The sequence below is a fragment of the Mycobacterium sp. NGS15 genome (genome assembly GCF_059813245.1).
Genome location: NZ_JCALEF010000002.1, coordinates 262,363 through 281,884 on the forward strand (window position 1 = coordinate 262,363; position 19,522 = coordinate 281,884).

The 19,522-nt window shown below is 65.1% G+C and carries 20 protein-coding genes; 9 read left to right on the forward strand and 11 right to left on the reverse strand.

Annotated elements, in window-relative coordinates; genetic code table 11:
* Positions 1-11: 11 nt before the first annotated feature.
* Together AC5Y5C_RS05520 and AC5Y5C_RS05525 are read right to left on the reverse strand one after the other, a co-directional pair.
* Complete coding sequence (locus AC5Y5C_RS05520; protein WP_499970600.1) at positions 12-716, reverse strand: hypothetical protein; 705 nt, start codon at positions 714-716, stop codon at positions 12-14.
* A 63-nt stretch (positions 717-779) separates the two neighbouring features.
* A complete protein-coding gene (locus tag AC5Y5C_RS05525) occupies positions 780-1,331 on the reverse strand; it encodes a hypothetical protein (RefSeq protein ID WP_499970604.1) in 552 nt (183 codons plus the stop codon).
* 285 nt (positions 1,332-1,616) lie between these two features.
* Between AC5Y5C_RS05525 and AC5Y5C_RS05530 the strand changes: the two genes are divergently transcribed.
* Complete coding sequence (locus AC5Y5C_RS05530) at positions 1,617-3,617, forward strand: DNA polymerase III subunits gamma/tau (RefSeq protein ID WP_499969828.1); 2,001 nt, start codon at positions 1,617-1,619, stop codon at positions 3,615-3,617.
* Here the strand turns inward: AC5Y5C_RS05530 and AC5Y5C_RS05535 are convergent.
* The 5 genes from AC5Y5C_RS05535 to AC5Y5C_RS05555 form a co-directional block, all read right to left on the reverse strand.
* Complete coding sequence (locus tag AC5Y5C_RS05535) at positions 3,614-4,924, reverse strand: class I SAM-dependent methyltransferase (protein WP_499969830.1); 1,311 nt, start codon at positions 4,922-4,924, stop codon at positions 3,614-3,616. The genes AC5Y5C_RS05530 and AC5Y5C_RS05535 overlap by 4 nt on opposite strands.
* Positions 4,921-6,291, reverse strand: a complete 1,371-nt coding sequence (locus AC5Y5C_RS05540) for an FAD-binding oxidoreductase (RefSeq protein WP_499969834.1) — start codon at positions 6,289-6,291, stop codon at positions 4,921-4,923. The genes AC5Y5C_RS05535 and AC5Y5C_RS05540 overlap by 4 nt, the downstream gene beginning before the upstream one ends.
* Positions 6,292-6,357: 66 nt before the next feature.
* Positions 6,358-7,632 (reverse strand): phosphopyruvate hydratase, encoded by a 1,275-nt coding sequence (gene eno, locus AC5Y5C_RS05545; protein ID WP_499970606.1) that lies wholly within the window; start codon positions 7,630-7,632, stop codon positions 6,358-6,360.
* Positions 7,632-8,603 carry a phosphotransferase gene (locus tag AC5Y5C_RS05550; RefSeq protein WP_499969836.1) on the reverse strand — a complete coding sequence of 324 codons (972 nt, stop codon included), beginning with the start codon at positions 8,601-8,603 and terminating at the stop codon, positions 7,632-7,634. Before AC5Y5C_RS05550 ends, eno begins: the two co-directional genes overlap by 1 nt.
* A complete protein-coding gene (locus AC5Y5C_RS05555) occupies positions 8,590-9,261 on the reverse strand; it encodes a TetR/AcrR family transcriptional regulator (RefSeq protein WP_499969838.1) in 672 nt (223 codons plus the stop codon). The genes AC5Y5C_RS05550 and AC5Y5C_RS05555 overlap by 14 nt, the downstream gene beginning before the upstream one ends.
* 90 nt (positions 9,262-9,351) lie before the next feature.
* On the opposite strand from AC5Y5C_RS05555, the gene AC5Y5C_RS05560 reads away from it, so the two are divergent.
* The 3 genes from AC5Y5C_RS05560 to AC5Y5C_RS05570 are packed head-to-tail and all read left to right on the forward strand — an operon-like array spanning position 9,352 to position 11,899.
* The gene (locus tag AC5Y5C_RS05560) at positions 9,352-10,554 is read left to right on the forward strand and encodes an acyl-CoA dehydrogenase family protein (RefSeq protein ID WP_499969842.1); all 1,203 of its coding nucleotides are present in this window, start codon (positions 9,352-9,354) and stop codon (positions 10,552-10,554) included.
* A 27-nt stretch (positions 10,555-10,581) separates the two neighbouring features.
* A complete protein-coding gene (locus AC5Y5C_RS05565) occupies positions 10,582-11,403 on the forward strand; it encodes an enoyl-CoA hydratase/isomerase family protein (RefSeq protein WP_499969845.1) in 822 nt (273 codons plus the stop codon).
* Between the two features lie 49 nt (positions 11,404-11,452).
* Positions 11,453-11,899, forward strand: coding sequence for an SRPBCC family protein (locus AC5Y5C_RS05570; RefSeq protein WP_499969847.1), 447 nt, complete (start codon positions 11,453-11,455; stop codon positions 11,897-11,899).
* On the opposite strand, the gene AC5Y5C_RS05575 is transcribed toward AC5Y5C_RS05570, so the two are convergent.
* On the reverse strand, positions 11,896-12,648 hold the full coding sequence (locus AC5Y5C_RS05575) for an Rv3717 family N-acetylmuramoyl-L-alanine amidase (RefSeq protein WP_499970608.1): 753 nt from the start codon (positions 12,646-12,648) through the stop codon (positions 11,896-11,898). The genes AC5Y5C_RS05570 and AC5Y5C_RS05575 overlap by 4 nt on opposite strands.
* 204 nt (positions 12,649-12,852) lie before the next feature.
* On the opposite strand from AC5Y5C_RS05575, the gene AC5Y5C_RS05580 reads away from it, so the two are divergent.
* Together AC5Y5C_RS05580 and recR are read left to right on the forward strand one after the other, a co-directional pair.
* Positions 12,853-13,197, forward strand: a complete 345-nt coding sequence (locus AC5Y5C_RS05580; protein ID WP_499969849.1) for a YbaB/EbfC family nucleoid-associated protein — start codon at positions 12,853-12,855, stop codon at positions 13,195-13,197.
* On the forward strand, positions 13,190-13,798 hold the full coding sequence (gene recR / locus AC5Y5C_RS05585) for a recombination mediator RecR (protein WP_499969852.1): 609 nt from the start codon (positions 13,190-13,192) through the stop codon (positions 13,796-13,798). The genes AC5Y5C_RS05580 and recR overlap by 8 nt, the downstream gene beginning before the upstream one ends.
* A 1-nt stretch (position 13,799) precedes the next feature.
* Here the strand turns inward: recR and AC5Y5C_RS05590 are convergent, their stop codons facing one another.
* From AC5Y5C_RS05590 to AC5Y5C_RS05600, 3 genes are all read right to left on the reverse strand, one after another.
* Positions 13,800-14,513, reverse strand: a complete 714-nt coding sequence (locus AC5Y5C_RS05590; protein WP_499969856.1) for a type 1 glutamine amidotransferase — start codon at positions 14,511-14,513, stop codon at positions 13,800-13,802.
* Positions 14,510-15,790, reverse strand: coding sequence for a Mur ligase family protein (locus tag AC5Y5C_RS05595; protein ID WP_499969860.1), 1,281 nt, complete (start codon positions 15,788-15,790; stop codon positions 14,510-14,512). Before AC5Y5C_RS05595 ends, AC5Y5C_RS05590 begins: the two co-directional genes overlap by 4 nt.
* Before the next feature lie 111 nt (positions 15,791-15,901).
* Positions 15,902-16,477: a hypothetical protein gene (locus AC5Y5C_RS05600; protein WP_499969862.1), complete on the reverse strand. Its 576-nt coding sequence runs from the start codon at positions 16,475-16,477 to the stop codon at positions 15,902-15,904.
* A gap of 286 nt (positions 16,478-16,763) precedes the next feature.
* On the opposite strand from AC5Y5C_RS05600, the gene AC5Y5C_RS05605 reads away from it, so the two are divergent.
* Genes AC5Y5C_RS05605 through AC5Y5C_RS05615 form a run of 3 tightly spaced genes read left to right on the forward strand, consistent with a single transcriptional unit; the run spans position 16,764 to position 19,480 of the window.
* On the forward strand, positions 16,764-17,210 hold the full coding sequence (locus tag AC5Y5C_RS05605; RefSeq protein WP_499969864.1) for a MarR family winged helix-turn-helix transcriptional regulator: 447 nt from the start codon (positions 16,764-16,766) through the stop codon (positions 17,208-17,210).
* 24 nt (positions 17,211-17,234) lie between these two features.
* Positions 17,235-18,302, forward strand: coding sequence for a phosphotransferase family protein (locus AC5Y5C_RS05610; protein ID WP_499969866.1), 1,068 nt, complete (start codon positions 17,235-17,237; stop codon positions 18,300-18,302).
* Positions 18,299-19,480 (forward strand): acyl-CoA dehydrogenase family protein, encoded by a 1,182-nt coding sequence (locus tag AC5Y5C_RS05615; protein WP_499969868.1) that lies wholly within the window; start codon positions 18,299-18,301, stop codon positions 19,478-19,480. The genes AC5Y5C_RS05610 and AC5Y5C_RS05615 overlap by 4 nt, the downstream gene beginning before the upstream one ends.
* Positions 19,481-19,522 lie beyond the last annotated feature (42 nt).

Genomic DNA, 19,522 nt, shown 5'->3' on the forward strand with positions numbered 1-19,522 from the left:
TGCGGATTCGCCTACGGCGCCTTTTGTACCCTGGCGATCTGCTTGTTGAGTAGATCCAACACCAGCGTGTCCTGATCGGGTGTCCACGGATCGATGAATCGATCGACCTCGATCCTGACTGTCGTGCCCCGTGGATGGGCGATCGCGATATGAGACTCGACGCCGATCTGATCGCCCTCGGGCCCGAGGAGGCCGCCGACCTTCACCAACTTGGCCTCCGCGGAGGCGCCGGGCAAATCGGCGATGGAGACATGCGCCTTCATGGCCACCCCGTCGCCTTCCATCTGAACCGACGCGCATTCCTGGGCACGCTTCGCAAGGTCATCGAATGACTGCTTGATCCCGAGCCCGACACTGCTCTCCGCCGTCACGGTGTCCGAGTCGTACTTGGCCCGCGCCCTGTCATAGTCGCCGTCGCCCTCGGAAATGAATTCGTAGCAGCCGGGCGGGTCGACCTTCTCCGGCTTGGACTTGCCCGTCTTGTCTGCGTCGAGTTTGAGCTTGTCCTCGACGGTGAACGTCCCATTGCCCGGAGGGAAGTCCTCGCGGGTCAGCAACAGCGCGGTCGCGGGCCCCCCGGGCAACTTCACACTCGGCTCGTCAGCCTTCTGGGTACTCGACGACGGCGCGGCCGTATTACTCGGCGATTCCTTGGTACAGGCTGAGGTGAATGCGAGTGCGATGACACTAGCGCCCACGGCCAGCACAGTGTTCATATCAACGTTCATATCAACGCGACGTGTCGTCATGTACGGACTCTAGCGACCATTTTCGTGTGGCTACGGCGCTTCTTGCACTTTGGCAATCTGCTTGTTGAGCAGCGCTAACGCCAAGGCATCGTCGGCGCCCGTCCAGGGCTCGGCGGTACGGGTCACCGACACCTTCACCGATGTACCGCGCGGGTACGCGCCCAGAATGGTGCTCTGGATGGGAACCTGCTGGCCACGCGCCGTCGCTTGGCCCACGAGCACCAGCTTCTTGGCCTCAACCGCTGCTCCCGGGACGTCGGTGAAGGTGACATCGGCGTTGACGGTGATGCCATTGATTTCGAATGTCACCGACGGGCATTTCTTTGCGCCCTCTTCGGCTTTGGCGAATGAACCGTCTATGCCGATCGACACGGTGCTGTCCGCGTCGAGGGTATCGGTGGCGTACTTGGTGCGCGCCTTGTCGAACTTGTCGTCGTTCTTCTTGTCCTCGTTGATCACCTCATCGCAGACCGCCGGGGTGACGACCGGGTCTGGCCGTTCCGCATCGTCCTTCTTGATGCCCGCTTTGTCCTGGACGACGAACTTTCCATCCCCCTCGGGATAGTCGGTGCGCGTGAGCATCAGGTTCTCGAGCGGCACAGCAGGTAACTCGACCGCGGGTGTGGACGAAGTCGGGGCGCTAGCCGATGGCGAACTTTCCGCCGACGGCTTGTCGGCAGTTTCTCCGGAACAAGCAGAGGTAAACGCGACGGACATGACGCTGACGCCCAGGGTCAGCACAGTGGTGATGTTCACCTTGAAGGTAGGCATGAACGCGACAGTAGCAAACTTTTTCCTAAGTCCGCGACCGGAGTGGGCGAGGTGGCCGCACGTGACCGTCTGCGGTCGCCGGTACCCTTGCTCCCCGTGGCCCTGTACCGGAAGTATCGTCCGGCGACTTTCGCCGAAGTCATCGGCCAGGAGCACGTCACCGGGCCGTTGACCACCGCGCTGGACGCCGGCCGCATCAACCACGCCTACCTGTTCTCGGGGCCCCGTGGCTGCGGTAAGACGTCCTCCGCGCGTATCCTGGCCCGCTCACTGAACTGTGCGCAGGGCCCCACCTCGACGCCATGTGGAACCTGCGATTCATGCGTCGCGCTGGCGCCCAATGGCTCGGGGAACGTCGATGTCATCGAACTCGATGCCGCCAGCCACGGTGGTGTGGACGACACCCGTGAGCTACGCGATAGGGCCTTCTATGCACCCGCGCAGTCGCGCTACCGCATCTTCATCATCGACGAAGCGCATATGGTCACCACCGCGGGTTTCAATGCGCTACTCAAGATCGTCGAGGAGCCGCCCGAGCATCTGATCTTCGTCTTCGCCACCACCGAACCGGAGAAGGTGCTGCCCACCATCCGGTCGCGCACCCACCACTATCCGTTCCGCCTGCTGGCGCCGAAGACGATGCGGACGCTCGTCGAGGGCATCTGCGCTCGCGAGAACGTCGCCGTCGACGATCCGGTGTATCCGCTGGTGATCCGCGCCGGTGCCGGGTCCCCCCGTGACACCCTGTCCGTGCTTGACCAACTGCTTGCCGGCGCGGACGAGGAACGCGTCACGTACCAGCGGGCTCTCGCGCTGCTGGGTGTCACCGATATCGCGTTGATCGACGATGCGGTCGACGCCCTCGCCGCCGGTGACGGTGCCGCGGTGTTCGGAGCCATCGAGGGCGTGATGGATGCCGGACACGATCCGCGCCGGTTCGGCACGGACCTCTTGGAACGCTTCCGGGATCTGATTGTCCTGCAAGCTGTTCCGGATGCGGCGGAGCGCGGTGTGGTTGATGCGCCGCAGGATGTGCTGGAGCGGATGCGTGAACAGGCCGAGCGTATCGGCCCCGCGACGCTGACCCGATACGCCGAGGTGCTGCATGCCGGGCTCGGGGAGATGCGTGGTGCGACGGCGCCTCGGCTGCTGTTGGAAGTGGTGTGCGCGCGGCTGCTGCTGCCTTCGGCCGCGGATGCGGAATCGGCTGTGCTGCAACGTGTCGAACGCATCGAGAAGCGTCTGGACATGTCGGTACCCGAGACCGGCGGGGGAGGGGCGGCGCCGCGCTTTGTACGCAGGTCGCAGGCCCCCACAGGCCCGGCCGCGGAAGCACCCGCGCCGCCGGCTCCGGCGCCTGAGCCCACCGCACCGACACCTGTACCCATGCCCGCACCATCGACACCGGCCCCGGTACCCGAACCAACTCCAGAGCCTGAGCCGGAGCCCACCCCGGAACCAGCACCGCCCGCGCCCGCACCTGAGCCGACTCCGGAACCAGCACCGTCCGCTGTTGCACCGGAACCTGATCCGGAACCCGAGCCCGAGCCCGAGCCCGCTCCGGTGCCTGAGCCGCGCCAGCCCGGCGCCCTCGACACCACCGCTGTCCGCAACGCCTGGGCCGAGATCCGGTCCAAGGTCAGGGACCGCAGCCGTACGACCGAGGTCATGCTCTCTGGTGCCACGGTGCGAGCCATCGAGGATAAGACCCTTGTGCTGTCCCATGATTCGCCGCCATTGGCCAAGCGCATCACCGAGTCGCGCAACGCCGAGGTCATCCGGGACGCGTTGAAGGATGCGCTCGGTGTGGACTGGGAGATCCGCTGCGAGGTGGGCAGTGGAGACGCCGGAGCCACCGCCCCCACGCAAAAGGCGAACAAGGCCGCCCCGCGGGTGGTAACCCGGCCCAGCCGTCCGACGCCTGAGCCCGAGCCGGCACCAGAGCCGGAGCCGGAACCCTCGTCCCCGGAGGACGAAGAGGAGCAGATGCTCGCCGAGGCCGGACAGGGCGAAGCCGGGCCGCGACGCGACCCCGAAGAGGTAGCGCTGGAGTTGCTTCAGAACGAGCTGGGCGCCCGCAAGATCGATCCCAGTTAGGGTTGCCACCACGGGCGCAGCGGCAGCGACGATCCGCCACGCTCGTCCAGCTTCGTGGCCAGCACCTGGTGTAGCTGAACGACATTGCGCTCGAAGCCCAGTCGCGAACCCGCCATGTACAGCCCCCACACCTTCGCGGTGGCCTCGCCTACCTCGGCGACCGCCTCATCCCAGTGTTCGACGAGGTTGGCGCACCACTCCGTGAGCGTCAGTGCGTAATGGTGTCGCAGGTTTTCCTCATGGAGCACTTCCAGGCCTACGTTTTGTATCTCGGTGATGATCTTGCCCGACCCGGTTAACTCGCCATCAGGAAAGACGTAGCGGTCAATGAAATACCCGGCGACGGCCGAAGTCCGGTTATCGGGACGGGTAATGCAGTGGTTGAGCAGCAGACCGCCGGTCTTCAGGCGTGACTGCAGAAACCGGAAGTAGGCGGGATAGTTCGCGATGCCGATGTGTTCGGTCAGCCCGATAGACGAGACCGCGTCAAATTCTCTCTCCGTGGTATCGCGATAGTCGGCATGGCGGACCTCGGCAAAGTCCGAGAGTCCCTCATCGGCAATGGCCTTCTGCGCCCAGGTTGCCTGCTCGGCCGACAAGGTGACACCGATGGCGTGCACACCGCGCCGCGCGGCATACCTGACCATTGACCCCCAGCCGCAGCCCACATCGAGCAGCCGGTCTCCTGGTTTGAGCGCCAGTTTGTCGAACACCAGCCGGTACTTGTTGTCCTGCGCTTCCTCCAGGGTGGCATCGGCGTCCGGATAGCACGCGCATGTATAGGTCATGGAGGGGCCGAGTACCCACTCGTAGAACGCATTCGATACGTCGTAGTGGTGATGGATGGCCTCGGAATCGCGCGTTTTGCTGTGCCGGAACCCCTCGACGACCCGACGCCAGCGCGGCAGGGCCTCCTGAGGTGGTGGCGCGATGGGGCGCAGATGCTCAAAACCGATCGACCTGACAATGTTGGCCAGCACCCGTGCCGGTGGACGCTTGAAGTCCAGCCTGTCGGCCATGGTCTTCAGTAGTTCGTAGGGATCACCCGGGTGGACCCCTTGCATTTCGATATCGCCAGAAACATACGCGCGCGCCAGGCCCAGATCGCCCGGTGCCGTCGCCAGATACGTTGTGCCACGGGGCGTCAGTAGATCGAGGCCCAGTTCGGCATTCTCGGGTCCGGCCTTGCTGCCGTCGTACGCGCTGAAGCGCAGCGGCAGGTCCCCGGCCGCCATAATCTCCAGAATCTCGGCGAGCGAGAGCCTGCCGTTCTCACCGCGCTCATTCTTGGATTGAGTGGTCGTCATTGTCGCCGCACCGCCTTCGCATAGAGATCCAGCAATCGGTTATCGGGGTCGTACGTCTTCTTCAGTGTCCGATAGTGTTCTCCGCCGTACAAGGCCTCGAACTCATCACGGGGGTAAAAGGATTCGGAGTACAGAGACTTGTGCCCACCCAGCTCGCTGACCTTGCGCTCGATGAGCCGGTTGGTGGCTCCCTCGATGGAGCCCGCAGGCACCGAAGACCAAAATCCGATGTTGACGTATGTGTGCCCCGACCGTATCGGGTACAGCGGCCATCCCTCACTGTCGCGTAACTGCAACGGACACAGCCATACCGGCTCAATCGGCACCTCCCTGAGGAACCACTGAAGGAATGCGGTTACATTCTCGGCGGGCACCTCGACGTCCTGCACCACGCGTTCCCGGGCCGGACGTCCGTTAAACCTCTCGATGCGGTCGGCGATGTCGTAGCGCTGGTCGAGGCCGATCAGCTTCCAATAGACGCTGCTGCGCCGGTACTTTCGTGGCCAAAGCCTGCGGAGGCGCGGATTCTGCGCACCGAATGCGCGCGAACACCAGAACCAGTCGGGGTCCCAACGCCAGAGATAGTCGTGGATGGTCAGTCGATCGTCGCTGATGCCATCCGGGTGCTGGATCGATCGGTAGTAGATCCGTTGTCCCGTGTAATCGCTCACCGGGCCCGGTGTATCCGTGCGGGCGCCCAGGCTCAGGTAGGACTCCCCGGCGGTGAACACCACGCCGTCCAGATAGTCCACGCGCTCGCCCTGGAAAGTCGCGGAATCCACGATCGACTCCATCGCCGTCACGAGTTGGTCGAGACTGTGGAATCGGATGTGGCGCAGGGCAACGAACGGCGCGACGGGCTCGAGCTCGATGCGCAAACGCACCGAGTAGCCGAGGGTGCCGTATGAATTGGGGAAACCCCGATACAGATCGGCGTGCTGATCTGGCGATGCGGTGATGATCTCGCCCGGTCCGGTGAGGATGTCCATTTCGAGAACGGACTCGTGTGGAAGCCCGTTGCGGAAGGATGCGGATTCGATTCCGAGCCCGGTGACCGCGCCACCGAGCGTGATGGTCTTGAGCTGCGGCACCACCAGCGGCGAGAGCCCGTGGGGAAGCGTGGCGGCGACCAGGTCCTCATAGGTGCACATGCCTGCCACATCGGCAGTCCTATGGACGGTGTCCACGTCGATCACACCGGTGAGGCCCGAGGTGTCCAGGCCGGGTGTAGTCGACTTTGCCCTTGCGCGGAACAGATTTGACGTGGGCTTAGCCAAACGGACGGTCGCCGTCGTGGGAATGGCCCGGTAACTCCGTAGTAGCCGGTTTACTCCCTCGGCGTGCGCCGATCCTGATGCGATAGGCACAGTTCATACGCTAGCCCGGTTCGGGGCCGGGCGCACCCGAGATCTTGATTCGGAGACCAAGCGCGACTAACCCAGGGTCAATCGTCCTAGCCGAATCGGTGCTCCGCCAAGCTGTTCGTCGATGCGGAGCAGCTCGTTCCATTTCGCGGTGCGTTCGGACCTGGTGATTGAGCCAACCTTGAGTTGCTCGGCGCCCCAGCCGACTGCCAGGTGCGCGATGGTGACATCCTCGCTCTCACCTGATCTCGCGGAGACGATCGTGTCCCATCCGCAGTCGTGAGCGGCGTCGTGCGCAGACTTGGCGGCACCGAGTGTTCCCGCCTGATTTGGCTTCACCAGCAAGCCGTTACATGCTCCGGCTTCGGTTGCTCGGAGCACGCGTTCGGCATTGGTCACCGTGAAATCGTCACCGACGACCAGCACGCGATGTCCCACTGCCTGGGTGAACTCCGCCAGAGCAGCCGGATCGTCCTCGGCAAGCGGATCCTCGATGGAAGCGATCGGGTACTTATCGATCCAGCCGATCAGAACCTCCGACCACGCGTCGGAATCGAGCTCGGTCCCGTCGAGCCCGAGCCGGTACCGGCCACCGCTGCCGAACTCGCTCGAGGCGATGTCCAGTGCGATGGTGACTTGGGCGCCCGGCTGCAACCCGGCCCGCTCGATGGAGTCGACCAGCAGTTGCAGCGCATCCTCGTTGGAGTCCACCACCGGCCACCAACCGCCCTCATCGGCCACCCCGGCAAGCCGGCCTCGTTCGGAAAGCAGTGCCCCGCAGGCACGATGGATCTCCGCCACCCAATTGAGCCCCTGCGCGATGCTATCGGCGGCAGCCGGCACCACCATGAAATCCTGGACATCGGTGCGGCGCGCGGCATGGGCGCCCCCGCCGATCACCTGAATCTCCGGCAGCGGCATTGCCGCCGCTCGGTCACCGATCAGATACTGCCACAACGGGATTCCATGCGCTGCTGCTGCGGCGTGCGCGGCCGCCATCGACATTGCCACCGATGTGTTTCCACCGATGACGGCGAACGCATCCGAACCGTCGGCCGCTGCGAGCGCCGTGTCGACGGCCTCCTGATCGGTGGCATCGACGCCGACGAGATATTCCGCCAGGCCGCGCGCCGCTGCGATCGCCGAGGTCACGTCGTATCCGGCGAAAGGTCTGCCACCGTCCCGCAAATCGGCGGCCTCACCGCTACCTCGGGACGCCCCGGCGGGCGCGATGGCCCGCCCGATGCTGCCGTCGCCCAGCTGCAGTTCCGCTTCGATGGTCGGCCGTCCCCGCGAATCCCATACACGCCGAGCATGCACACCGCTGATCTGTGTTCCGGTCATCATTCCTCTAACTGTTGTGCGATGGCCAGCGGGTCGATGGCCGATTCATGGAGGGCCCACCCCGCGCGGGTACGCAATGAATCCCTTTGGGAGGCAGACAAGTAATCCACAGGGGAGCGTCCGTCGACGCGGGCGAGAGCCAAAGCAGGCAGGAGGCGTGCGGTACGGGTGGACACTGCTTCCTGTGGTTCCCAGGAGACTCCCTGAAGGTACGTGGTAAAGAGTCGCGCGCTCGTCTCACGCAGCGACTCGCGGTACTCCGGTTTCCATATTCGCTTGAGCAGCAGGTGATTGAGGCAGAACGCCAGATCGAAGGCGGGGTCGCCGTACCAGGCGCATTCGGCGTCGGTCAGTACCGGTCCATCCGCGGTGACGATGACGTTCTTCGGGCTCACATCCCCGTGCACCAGCGCAAGGTGCGTGCCCGCGAGATCGTCGGCCAGTTGCGTAAGGATCGCCGCGTGCTCCGGGAGGCGCGCTGCCGTATAGCGCAGGTATGGTTCGATCCGCAATGCCTCAAAGAGGTCATCGGATGCGAATTCGCTTGCCGCCGTCGCATCACCGGCCGTATGGGCGTGGACGGCGGCGAGGTGTGCACCGAGCACCGCACCGATCTGCGGGTCGATGCGCCCGCACGCCAGATCGTCCCGCCAGGACGGGATGGGCCCCAGATCGGTCATCGCAAACGCGTGCAGGTCGTCGGCGGACACCACAATCCGGGGTGTGAAGGACGGAACGATCGTCGATGCGCGCACGAGGTATCGGGACTCAAAGGTGTTGCGTTCCAATGGTGCTACCCAGTGGGCTTGGACGCGGAGCCGTTCAACTGCCCGCTTGGCCACCACCGATTCGCCGGAACTCAGCCGTACGCGCCACACATCGGAGGAGACCCCTCCTGTCAACGGTTGGGCATCCAGTGGCACGAGATCAGCGCGGGAGAGAAGTTCGACCAACCAGTCAGGTGGGTCCATGTGCGCCTTCGGATTTCCACCACAGCGCGTTGAACCAGATGCGGGCAAGCGTGTCGATGGCCTCCTCGTCGGTGATCGAGCTGCGTCCGGTCTCGCCACCCTCGACCAGCCAGACGTAGCAGAAGTAGTCCATCATCGCCCCGATCGCCGATGCGGTGATATCGGGATCCATCCCCGGGCAGTACTCGTGTGCCTGTAGTCGCCGAATGTTCTTGGCGATCATCGTGCGCGCCGGGGCGCGCAAGTCTCGCCAGTACTCGACGAATGTGGGGTCGATCTGCGCCGCCTGGAACACCCCGGAGAGAACCGGCGCATGGTCGCGATAGGTGATCCAGTACACGGTGACGATGTCCCGGATCACGTCGTACGGCGCGCGATCACCCGTCTCGACGGTGTCGCCGCGGGTGTACGCCTCGTCGCGGAACTCGTCGACCATGGTGCGGAGAAGCTCGGCCTTGTCGGTGAAGTAGTTGTAGAAAACTCCGACGGATTTCCCAGCCTCGGTGGTGATATCGACGACCCGGGCCTCGGCGTACCCGACCCTCGCGATGACCTCGCGCGCCGCATCCATCAGGGCGCGGCGAGTGCTGCGGCCACGTTGTGTCGAGGGTGGCTCAAGGGGAGCGGGCTGGATCGCTGAATCGCTAGACATGACCACCAGCCAAGGCTACATTAAACCTGAATCGAGATTCAGTTTCAGTCTGATCACGTGTCATCCACTAATGATTGCGCAGGTTGCGAGGTTTTGATGACGAGTTCGACAGCAGTGCAGACCGATGCCGTGGCGCGAGCACGCCAGCTCGCACCCAACATCGCCGCGCGGGCGCTCGATGCGGAGCGCTTGCGCCGGATGCCCGACGAGACCATTGCCGAACTCTCCCAGTCGGGTCTGTTCAGCCTGATGGCGCCGCGGCGGTATGGAGGTGACGAGGCCAGCCTGGAGACGTTGGTCAGCGCGGTCATCGAGGTGGGCAAGGTCTGTGGATCGACCGCCTGGACCTTCTGTATCTACGGAATTCACAACTGGCTCGCCGGATTGTTCCCCGAGCGGCTGCAGGACGAGATGTTCGGGTCGGTGCCCGCAGGATCTCCCTTGCTGTTTCCGGGCAGTTGGTCGCCGTCCGGTGTCGCCGAACCCGTCGAGGGCGGCTATAAGATAAGTGGGCGTTGGCAGTTCGGCAGTGGTGTCTGGCACTCATCGTGGGCTTCGGTCGCCGCGGTGGTGCAACATGGAGAAGGCGCAGAACCGCCGAAATATCCGGATCTGCGCACCTTCATGATTCCCAGAGATGATCTCGAGGTCATCGACACGTGGTTCACCTCCGGGCTGCGGGGCACGGGAAGCATGGACATCGCCGTCAATGATGTCTTCGTCCCCGCCCACCGGGTACAGGAATTTGGTCCGCTGGCACGCGGGCAGTCGCCGTCGGCCGAACTACACGGGTCAGCCATCTATCGGATACCGCTCTTCTGTGCCCTGTCCAATGTCGCGGCCGCACCCGCGGTGGGTATGGCGCTGGGCACGGTGGAGCTGTTCACCGAGAAGATCAGGACCCGGGTGATGCGGTACTCGATGCAGGAGCAGTCCAAACTCGCTACCGCGCATCGCCGCATGGGACATGTTGCCGCGCAAGCGGAATCCGCTCGGACGCTGTTGCTGAAAACAGTGCGGGATGTGGAGGACACGCTGCGTTCCGGCGAGGGACTGACGACCGAGGATCGCGTGGCGGTCCGCCGTAACTGTGCCTATGTGGTGGAGGTCTGCAAGCAGGCCATCGCTGAGGCGGTCGAGGCATGCGGCGCCTCAGCACAATACGAAGACTCACCGTTGCAGCGCCACCTACGCGATGTGAACACGCTGTCCACGCACGTCGTCTACGACACCGATTCTGCCTACGAGCTGTTCGGGCGGGTGGAACTCGGGCTGCCGCCGGGATCCGTCGCGTTCTGATGGGTTCTGACCGATGAGCCCACACTGATGAGCACGGAGGTGCCCGAGCTCACCGGGTTGCGTTGTGAGCGCGACGATCGTGTCCTGACGGTATTGATCGACCACGGACCACTGAATCTGCTTGACGGGACACTCATGTCGAGCCTGTCGCGCCTGGCCCGATGGCTCGCCGGCCGTGATGACGTGACGGTGGTGCTGTTCGGCAGCGCCAATCCCGACTTCTTCATCGCTCACCTGGATGCCGAAATTCTGCAAACAGATTCGGCCCGCACGGCCGAGTCTGTCGAATCCTTCCAACGGCTGGTCGGCAGGTTTCGCGCGCTACGCCAGGCCACCATCGCCCTCGTGGAGGGGCGGGTCGCCGGCGGGGGAAGTGAGTTCCTCCTCAATCTGGACATGCGTTTCGCGGTTCGCGGCAAGGCCACCTTCAATCAGGTGGAGACGGGTCTGGGCATTGTGCCGGCGGGTTCGGGCCCCCAGCACCTGGTCCAGGGCATGGGCCGGGCACGCGCACTTGAGGTGATTTTGGGTCACGAGGATTTCGATGCTGACCTGGCGGAGCGATACGGCTGGGTGAACCGTGCCCTGGACCCCGATGCGGGATGGCGGTTCGTGAATCGGCTCGCCCGGCGTATCGCCGTCAACCCACTCGAACTGATCACCGGCGTCAAAAGCACGGTTGATGCCCTGGTCATGGACCTGGAGCCGGGATTGGCCGCGGAGCGCGCAGCGATCGTTGCCGCATTCGCCGACGTGCACAGCACCCAAAGGATCGCGCTCTTTCTGCAACGGGGCGGCCAGACGGTGGACGGTGAACGTCGCCTCGGAGATCTCGTGGGCGACCCTTAGACTGCGACTACAACCAGTAGTAGAACCACGTCGTAGCGAGGGAGAACCCATGGGTCAGGTCAGTGCGTCCAGTTCGGTGTTGATCGACGCGGCGCCCGAGGCAGTGCTCGCCGCGGTTGCCGACTACCAGAATGTGCGCCCGAAGATCTTGTCCGGCCACTACCGCGACTACCAGGTGCTCGAAGGCGGTCAGGGTGAGGGCACCGTTGCATCCTGGAAGCTGCAGGCCACGGAGTCGCGCGTGCGGGACATCAAGTCCAGCGTCAGTGTGGCCGGGCACACCGTCATCGAGAAGGACGCCAACTCGACATTGGTGACCAGCTGGACCGTCGCACCTGCCGGAACAGGCTCCACCGTCACCACCAAGACCGCGTGGACGGGCGGCGGCGGCATCAAGGGATTCTTCGAGAAGACCTTTGCGCCATTGGGGCTCAAGAAAATTCAGGCCGAGGTGCTCGACAACCTGAAGAAGACAGTCGAGGGTTCTTCGGCCTAGCCGCCGGGTGCAGGCGCCGCCGCCGGGTCTACCCCCGGCGCCGGTGCGGTACCGCTGAGGTAGGCGACGATGCCCTGTACCACGGCCTGCGCGTACTTGGACCGGCCCTCGGGGCTCGTCATCATCGCGGAGTCCTGGGCGTTCTTCATGTTTCCGAGCTCGACAAGCACCTTCGGGTGCTGGGCCAGGTTGAGGCCCGCCAGGTCGGAGCGACCGTAGAGCCCACCGGTTCCGATATAGGTTGCCGGTGTCAGGCCCGCGGCCTGCAGGCTGTCGCGCATGGTCTTGGCGAAACGCAGCGTCGGCTCACCCTGTACGGCGTTCACCGGCGGGTTCGAGTAGTTGACGTGGAAGCCGTGACCGCCGGCCGGGCCGCCGTCGGCGTGGATGCTCACCACTGCGTCCGGGTTGAAGCCGTTCTCGATCTCGGCGCGCTTGTCGATGCACGGACCGAGCTTGTCGTCGTCACCACGGGTCATTGCGGTGCGCACGCCGAGCTGAGTCAGCTGCTGGCGGATGAGCAGGACGGTGTTCCACGCGAAGGTGTGCTCGGGGTATCCGCCGTCGGTGACGGTTCCGCTGGTCTGGCAGCTCTTGGTGCCGCCGCGCCCGTCGGGTACCTGGTTGTTGATCGAGCTGTCGTTCGCTCCGTTATGACCGGGATCCAGCACGACGATGCGTCCGGCGATGCCGGGTGCCGCGCCGGCGGTGAAGGTGGTGGGGGCTGCGGGTGTGACGATCGGCAGCACCGTGACCGATGCCGCCGTCAAGAGCGCCGTCCCGGCCAGGCTCAGGGCGCGACGGCGCGGCACTGCACGCGACATATGGTGTCCGAAACTCACTCGCACCTGGCCACGGTAGCCCGGGCGGCGGCTACCCTTGTTGACGACCCGCCGAGGCCCGGCGAGCGTGACCAACTTGATACCCATTCGTTCGATGCTCAGAGGAGACACATGCAACCCGGAGGCGCCCCGGATATGTCCGCCCTGCTCGCGCAGGCACAGCAGATGCAGCAGCAGCTGATGGCTGCTCAGGCGCAGATCGCGGCGTCGGAGGTCTCCGGGGAGTCCGGTGGCGGCCTGGTGCGGATCACCGGCAAGGGCACGGGCGAAGTGACCAGCGTGCAGATCGACCCGAAGATCGTCGACCCGGAAGATGTCGACACGCTGCAGGACCTGATCATCGGGGCGCTCGCCGATCTGACCGCGAAGACGCAGGAACTCGCAAGCCAGCGGTTGGGCCCGCTCGCGGGCGGACTCGGTGATCTTGGCGGAGGGCTGGGATTGCCCGGTGTTTGAGGGGCCGGTCCAGGACCTCATTGACGAGCTGGGCAAGCTGCCCGGGGTAGGGCCCAAGAGCGCGCAGCGCATCGCCTTTCATCTATTGGGCGTCGAGGCGCCGGATATCGACCGACTGACCGCAGCCCTGGCCCGGGTACGAGATGGCGTTCAGTTCTGTGAGGTCTGCGGGAACGTCTCCGACAAGGAACGCTGCCGTATCTGCGCCGATCCGCGACGCGATCTTGCACTGGTCTGCGTTGTCGAAGAGCCCAAGGACGTGCAGGCGGTCGAGCGCACCCGAGAATTCCGCGGTCGTTATCACGTGCTCGGTGGTGCGCTGGACCCGCTCTCGGGTGTCGGCCCCGATCAGCTGCGGATTCGGGAGCTGTTGACGCGCATAGGAACCGAAGAGGACGGGGTCTCCATTTCGGAGGTCATCATCGCCACTGATCCGAACACAGAGGGTGAGGCGACGGCCACCTACCTGGTGCGGATGCTGCGCGATTTCCCCGGCCTGGCCGTCACCCGGTTGGCGTCCGGCCTGCCGATGGGTGGGGACCTGGAATTTGCCGACGAGCTCACTCTGGGGCGCGCACTCTCCGGCCGCCGCCCCCTCTAGATCATTTGGCGGACAAGCGTTCCCGTCGTAGCCGTACCACCTCATCCAGATCCAGCGGCGTCAGCTGTTGCACATTCATGGCGCGGGCGAGCAGCAGATCGGCCAGCTCGGGATTGCGTGCCAGGCACGGACCGTGCATATAGGTGGCGATCACGCTGCCCTGCACCACACCGTCGGTGCCGTCACCGACACGATTCCCCGCGCCGCGGGCAACCTTGGATAGTGGAGCCGCAGCCGGTCCCAAAACCGTTCCACCGCGGTGATTCTCGAATCCGGTGAGCGTGTCTTCGAGCTCATCCATGATGGGCACGCCGGCCAATTCGCCGATGGTGCGCTTGTCCTGCGGGCTGGTGGTGACATCGAGCAGGCCGACGCCCTCCACTCGCTCACCGGATGACGTCTCGTACCAGTGCCCGAGCACCTGGATGGCCGCACAAATCGCCAGCACCGGTGCACCGCGTTCGGCGGCTCGCTGCAATCCCGGATGCGCGATGAGATGGCGGGTGGCGAGCCGCTGCGCGTAATCCTCCGCCCCGCCCAACGTGTACACGTCGAGTGAGTCTGGGACGGGGTCGGCCAGGGTGATCTCCACAATCTCGGCATCGATACCGCGCATCCGCAGCCGCTGCCGGAGCACCACGGCATTGCCTGAATCGCCATAGGTGCCCATGACGTCGGGAAGTACCAGGCCGACTCGGACCGTGGATTCGCTCATGCCGCACCACCTTTGGCCAGGGCGCGGTTCAAATTGAGGAATGCGGTGTAGTTGGCGATCACGTCGACCTTTCCCGGCGGGCAGGCCCTGATGGCCTGTACCGGGTCGTGGTGCAGGGTGTGTGTGACGCTGGCATACGTCAGGCGGACCGCCAGATCGGTGCCGCGCTCTCCGGACGCGACGACGGGCGGAACGGTGGTCTTGTCGTCGTCAGCGCGGTTCTCGCACGCGAAATGCTCGAAGTTGACGTCCCACAGCCAGGACAGGTCCTCGCCGTCGGGCACCTGTCCGTTGACCGCGATGACGAGCCCGTCGGCGTCGGCATCCACCATCGATAGGGCCTCTTGCCAGCCGGCCGGATTCTTGGCCAGCAGCAGCCGCGCCGTGTGGTCGCCGAGGTCGATGCTCCGGTAGCGGCCCGCCACCTGATCGACGGCCGACACCGCGTCGACGGCCGGACCGGGACGGGCGCCGAGCTCGATCGCCACAGCGACCGCAAGCGTGGCATTTCCGCGGTTGGCGGTACCGGGCAGCGTCAGAGACATCGGCAGGCTGATTCCGCTGGGCCCATAGATGCGATCGTCGTCGAACCACCAGTCCGGGTCAGGCCGGGAGAAGTCGGTTCCGGTGCTGTACCAATGGTTACCGTCGCGCACGATGAGTTCCCCGCTGCGCGGACAGCTCACCGAATCGCCGGCCCAGCCGCCGCCTGCCGCCACCCAGATGACATTGGGGTTGTCGTAGGCGGCCGATGTCATGAGGACGTCGTCGCAGTTCGCCACGATCACCGCATCGCGGTGCCGGGACAGCCCCTTGCGCAGCGTGCGCTCGATGTTGTTGATCTCGCCGACGCGGTCCAGCTGATCACGGCTGAGGTTGAGCAGCACGATGGCCGCTGGGTTGACGGCGTCTGCGACGTGCGGTACGTGCATCTCGTCGACCTCGAGTACCGCGACCTCGGCCTCGCGTGTCCCGGCTAGCGCGGCGACCAGCCCGGCATCCATGTTGGAGCCCTCGGTATTGGTGGCCACCGGTCCCACGGTCGCGAGCGCGGCGGTGGCCATCCGGGTGGTGGTGGACTTGCCGTTGGTGCCGGTGATCAGGACCGTCCGACGTCCGCGGCCCAACTGCGCCAGCACTGAGCTGTCCAACGTGAGCGCGACGAGCCCGCCGATCATGGACCCCGCGCCGCGACCACTGATCCGGGAGGCCCAGCGCGCCGAGCGTCCTGCGGCCAGTGCGATCCGGCCGCGCACCGAGAGGTGGTCTTGGGTCACTCGGGGAGTTTATTGGAGGCCTCGCGAGGGGACGATGTCACCGTCGTCGAGCGAGCGTTCACTGCCCGTGCGGCCGGAGCAGATGGCCACACGGGCAGTGCTGAACGGCTCCTAGGCGACGGCGCTCTGCAGCGACCGCTTGACCTCGTCGACTGTGGTCAGCAGGGTGGCGCTGGCCTCGGCCAGCTTCTGCTTCTGCTCGTCGGTGCCGGTCACGGCGATAACCCGCGCCAGGCCGGCGATCTCGGTCAGGCCCGAGCGGAGCTTGAGAACGTTGACGAGCTTCGGGAAGAGTTTGGCGCGCAGTGCCTGCGCGGTCTGGCTGGTGATGCCCCGCTTCGCGAGGAGCTTCCGGCCGAACTCGGTCAGGGTGGCTACGCCGTCCTCGGTTTTCACGACGCCGCGATGCGTCAACCGTTCGAGGACTCGCTCCACCACGGGCTCGGGAAGGGTGATCTCACCCTCGGTCGCGTCCGAGACCCGCTGCACGATCTCTGTGGCACTGGCTGGCCCGTCAAGCAGCAGTGAGGCGGTGACCGCGCGCTTGATTCGGAGACCGAAACCGGCGGGTCCGAACCCTGGGCCGCCAAATCCGGGCCCACCGAAGCCAGGCCCACCAAATCCGGGTCCGCCGAAGCCGCCGAAACCGGAGCCGGGACCTTCGAAGCCGGCAAATGAATCAGACATCTAACTCTCCTTTTCTGATGATCAGGCAGCTGACCCATCGCCGACTGGACCTGTATCAACTTCCTTGATACAGGCGCCGCGTGATACATGTCAAGGTTCTTGATATGGGTACGCTGAGAATTTCGCGCGGGGTGGTAATCCATTGCACGGCAACGGCTCGCCTGCTTGGCCGCTGCCGGGCCCCACATGCGGCCGACAAAGGGGGACGTGTCGGCCGGGCTCATTGCCCGTGTATGCCGAGTCAATGGGCGCGAGCCTGCGGGCGTCCTGGAAGGTTCATGCCAGGATGCTTGCGATGACTGAATCCGATGAGGCCGAGCCGCTGGGGTACCTGATGTTCCGGGCCGGTGCCGTGATGCGCCCGCAGGTCCTTGCTGCGCTGCGGCCGCTCGGGCTCGGGATGCCGGAGTTCATGTGCTTGCGGATGCTCAACGAAAGCCCCGGGCGCACCAGTGCTGAGCTGGCACGCGAACACAATGTCTCGGCGCAGGCGATGAACCAGGTCCTCAACGGATTGCAAAACGTCTCGCTGGTGTCCCGGCCGACGGTGCCGGCTTCGGGACGAGCGCTACCGGCCCGGGTTACTGCCAAGGGCAAGGCGCTACTCAAGCGCGTGGAGTCGGCCATCTGGGCCGCGGAGGACGAGATGTTCGGCCGATTAAGCACCGACGATCAGCGTGAACTCAGGCGGATACTGGGCCGGCTGATCGACGCTACCGGCGAAAACGAGTGACCGTCCACCCAACCAACCAGCCGGTTGGGGCACGCGGCTAGGGTAACGCGTGTGTTCCGCGCCACAGCCGAGACGACGCCTCAGGACTGGGCAGCCTTGTCGGCATGGGCGACGCGGCGGGGACACGTGCTCGACGCCTCGTCCGCGCGACAATTCGCCGGCGGTAAGGCCAATCTCAACTATCTGGTGACACTCGACGGCCAGCCGGCCGTGTTCCGCCGCCCGCCCGCGGGCCCGATTGCCGAGGGCGCCAACGATATGGCCCGTGAATGGCGGGTGCTCTCGCGGCTGAACGCGGGCTTTGCGCTCGCTCCGCGGGGCCTGCTGTACTGCGACGAACTCGACGTCCTGGGCGCTCCCTTCCAGCTCATCGAATACCGCGACGGACTCGTGATCGGCGGTGAACTACCCAGCGGGCTGCCCGGAGATGCCCCGGTACGTATCACCGCCACCCTGATCGAGGCGATGACCTCTCTGCACCGCGTAGCGCCCGAGGATGTAGGGCTGGGCGATCTCGGCAGGCCCCAGGGCTTCCTGGAGCGGCAGCTCACCGGCTGGACGCGCCGCGCCGACGCCGTCTGGCCCGACGGACTGCCCGGTGTAGTCACCAGCCTGACCGCTGAGCTCGGGCGGCAGATCCCCGAACCCTCGGGAGTTTCGCTACTGCACATGGACCTCAAACTCGACAATATGCTCATCGACCGGGAGACGTTGTCCCCTAATGCCGTCATCGACTGGGACATGACAACCCGCGGCTGCCCGCTGTTCGACCTGGCGATTCTGGTGTCGTACTGGATGGAGCCCGGTGACCCCGAAGCGGTGCGCGCTGTCAATCAAATGCCCACCACTGCGGCGGGATTCGGAAGCAGACGAGAAGTCATCGATTCCTATTTCGTCGCGACGGGAAGTGAACCACGGCCACTGCACTGGCATATCGCCTGCGCGCGGCTCCGACTGGCCGTCGCGTGGATGCAGCTGTACCGCAAATGGCAATCCGGCGACCTAGTCGGAGCAGGCTACCCCGACTTTCAAAACATCGCAATGTCCGTCCTTGACTGGGCGGCAACACAATTCACCGAGGGAGAGATATGATCGACTTCAGCATTCCGGAAGAGCTGGCGGCAAAGGCGCAGCGGGTGCGCGAGTTCGTCACCGAGACCGTGGTTCCCTACGAGCGCGACCCTCGTCTGACCGCGCACGGGCCCACCGATGGACTGCGTAATGAGCTCGTCGGCAAGGCCCGCGACGCCGGACTACTGACCGTGCAGGCGCCGGAATCCTATGGAGGCTGGGGTCTTTCGCACATCGGTCAGGCGGTGATCTTCGAGGCGGCGGGCTGGTCAACCCTGGGTCCCATCGCGATGAACTGCGCCGCGCCCGACGAAGGCAATATGTTCCTGCTCGGCAAAATCACCAACGAGGAACAGTCCGAGAAGTTTCTGCGTCCCGTCATCGAGGGACATCAGCGCTCGGCGTTCGCGATGACCGAACCCGATGGAGCCGGCTCGGACCCGTCGCAGCTCAAGACCTCGGCCACCTTCGACGGCCAGAACTTCGTCATCAACGGGCGCAAGTGGCTCATCACCGGGGCGCGCGGCGCCAAGACGTGGATCATCATGGCCAACCTGGAGGCCAACGATCACCTGCCCGAGGGGCCCACGCTGTTCCTCTGCGACGGCGACGCTGCGATCTCCGCTGGCGGGATAGTGATCGAACGCATCATGAACACGATGGACCGCAACTACGCCGAGGGCCATGCGGTCGTGCGGTTCGACAATCTGACCCTGCCGCGTGAGGCGCTGCTCGGCGAGACCGGCCAGGCCTTCCGGTACGCGCAGCTGCGTTTGGCGCCGGCGCGGCTCACGCACTGTATGCGGTGGCTCGGCGCTGCCGCCCGCGCTCAGGACATCGCGGTCGACTACGCGCGCACGCGGACCTCGTTCGGCAAGACCATCGGCGAACACCAGGGCGTTTCCTTCATGCTCGCCGATAACGAGATTGCGCTGCATCAATGCCGCCTCACCATCTGGCACGCCTGCTGGATGATGGATAACGGCGCCAAGGGCCGGCACGAAAGCTCGATGGCCAAGTCGTTCGTCTCCGAGGAGCTGTTCAAGGTCGCCGACCGGTGCGTGCAGGTGCTCGGCGGTATCGGCATCAGCGACGAGACGCCGGTGGAGATGATCTTCCGCGATATGCGCGCCTTCCGCCTGTACGACGGCCCCACCGAGGTGCACAAGTACGCGATTGGGCGACAGGTGCTGCGATGAGCCGCTTGCGCGAAGAGCGTCAGCTTCGGACCCCGCGCGCCT

What these genes read in the sequence shown, in the direction of transcription:
- AC5Y5C_RS05520 (WP_499970600.1), bottom strand. Translation starts at nt 716, where the DNA reads ATGAACACTGTGCTGGCCGTGGGCGCTAGTGTCATCGCACTCGCATTC.
- AC5Y5C_RS05525 (WP_499970604.1), bottom strand. Translation starts at nt 1,331, where the DNA reads ATGCTCACGCGCACCGACTATCCCGAGGGGGATGGAAAGTTCGTCGTC.
- AC5Y5C_RS05535 (WP_499969830.1), bottom strand. Translation starts at nt 4,924, where the DNA reads ATGACGACCACTCAATCCAAGAATGAGCGCGGTGAGAACGGCAGGCTC.
- eno (WP_499970606.1), bottom strand. Translation starts at nt 7,632, where the DNA reads ATGACCGGAACACAGATCAGCGGTGTGCATGCTCGGCGTGTATGGGAT.
- AC5Y5C_RS05550 (WP_499969836.1), bottom strand. Translation starts at nt 8,603, where the DNA reads ATGGACCCACCTGACTGGTTGGTCGAACTTCTCTCCCGCGCTGATCTC.
- AC5Y5C_RS05560 (WP_499969842.1), top strand. Translation starts at nt 9,352, where the DNA reads ATGACGAGTTCGACAGCAGTGCAGACCGATGCCGTGGCGCGAGCACGC.
- AC5Y5C_RS05565 (WP_499969845.1), top strand. Translation starts at nt 10,582, where the DNA reads ATGAGCACGGAGGTGCCCGAGCTCACCGGGTTGCGTTGTGAGCGCGAC.
- AC5Y5C_RS05570 (WP_499969847.1), top strand. Translation starts at nt 11,453, where the DNA reads ATGGGTCAGGTCAGTGCGTCCAGTTCGGTGTTGATCGACGCGGCGCCC.
- AC5Y5C_RS05580 (WP_499969849.1), top strand. Translation starts at nt 12,853, where the DNA reads ATGCAACCCGGAGGCGCCCCGGATATGTCCGCCCTGCTCGCGCAGGCA.
- AC5Y5C_RS05590 (WP_499969856.1), bottom strand. Translation starts at nt 14,513, where the DNA reads ATGAGCGAATCCACGGTCCGAGTCGGCCTGGTACTTCCCGACGTCATG.
- AC5Y5C_RS05600 (WP_499969862.1), bottom strand. Translation starts at nt 16,477, where the DNA reads ATGTCTGATTCATTTGCCGGCTTCGAAGGTCCCGGCTCCGGTTTCGGC.
- AC5Y5C_RS05605 (WP_499969864.1), top strand. Translation starts at nt 16,764, where the DNA reads ATGCTTGCGATGACTGAATCCGATGAGGCCGAGCCGCTGGGGTACCTG.
- AC5Y5C_RS05615 (WP_499969868.1), top strand. Translation starts at nt 18,299, where the DNA reads ATGATCGACTTCAGCATTCCGGAAGAGCTGGCGGCAAAGGCGCAGCGG.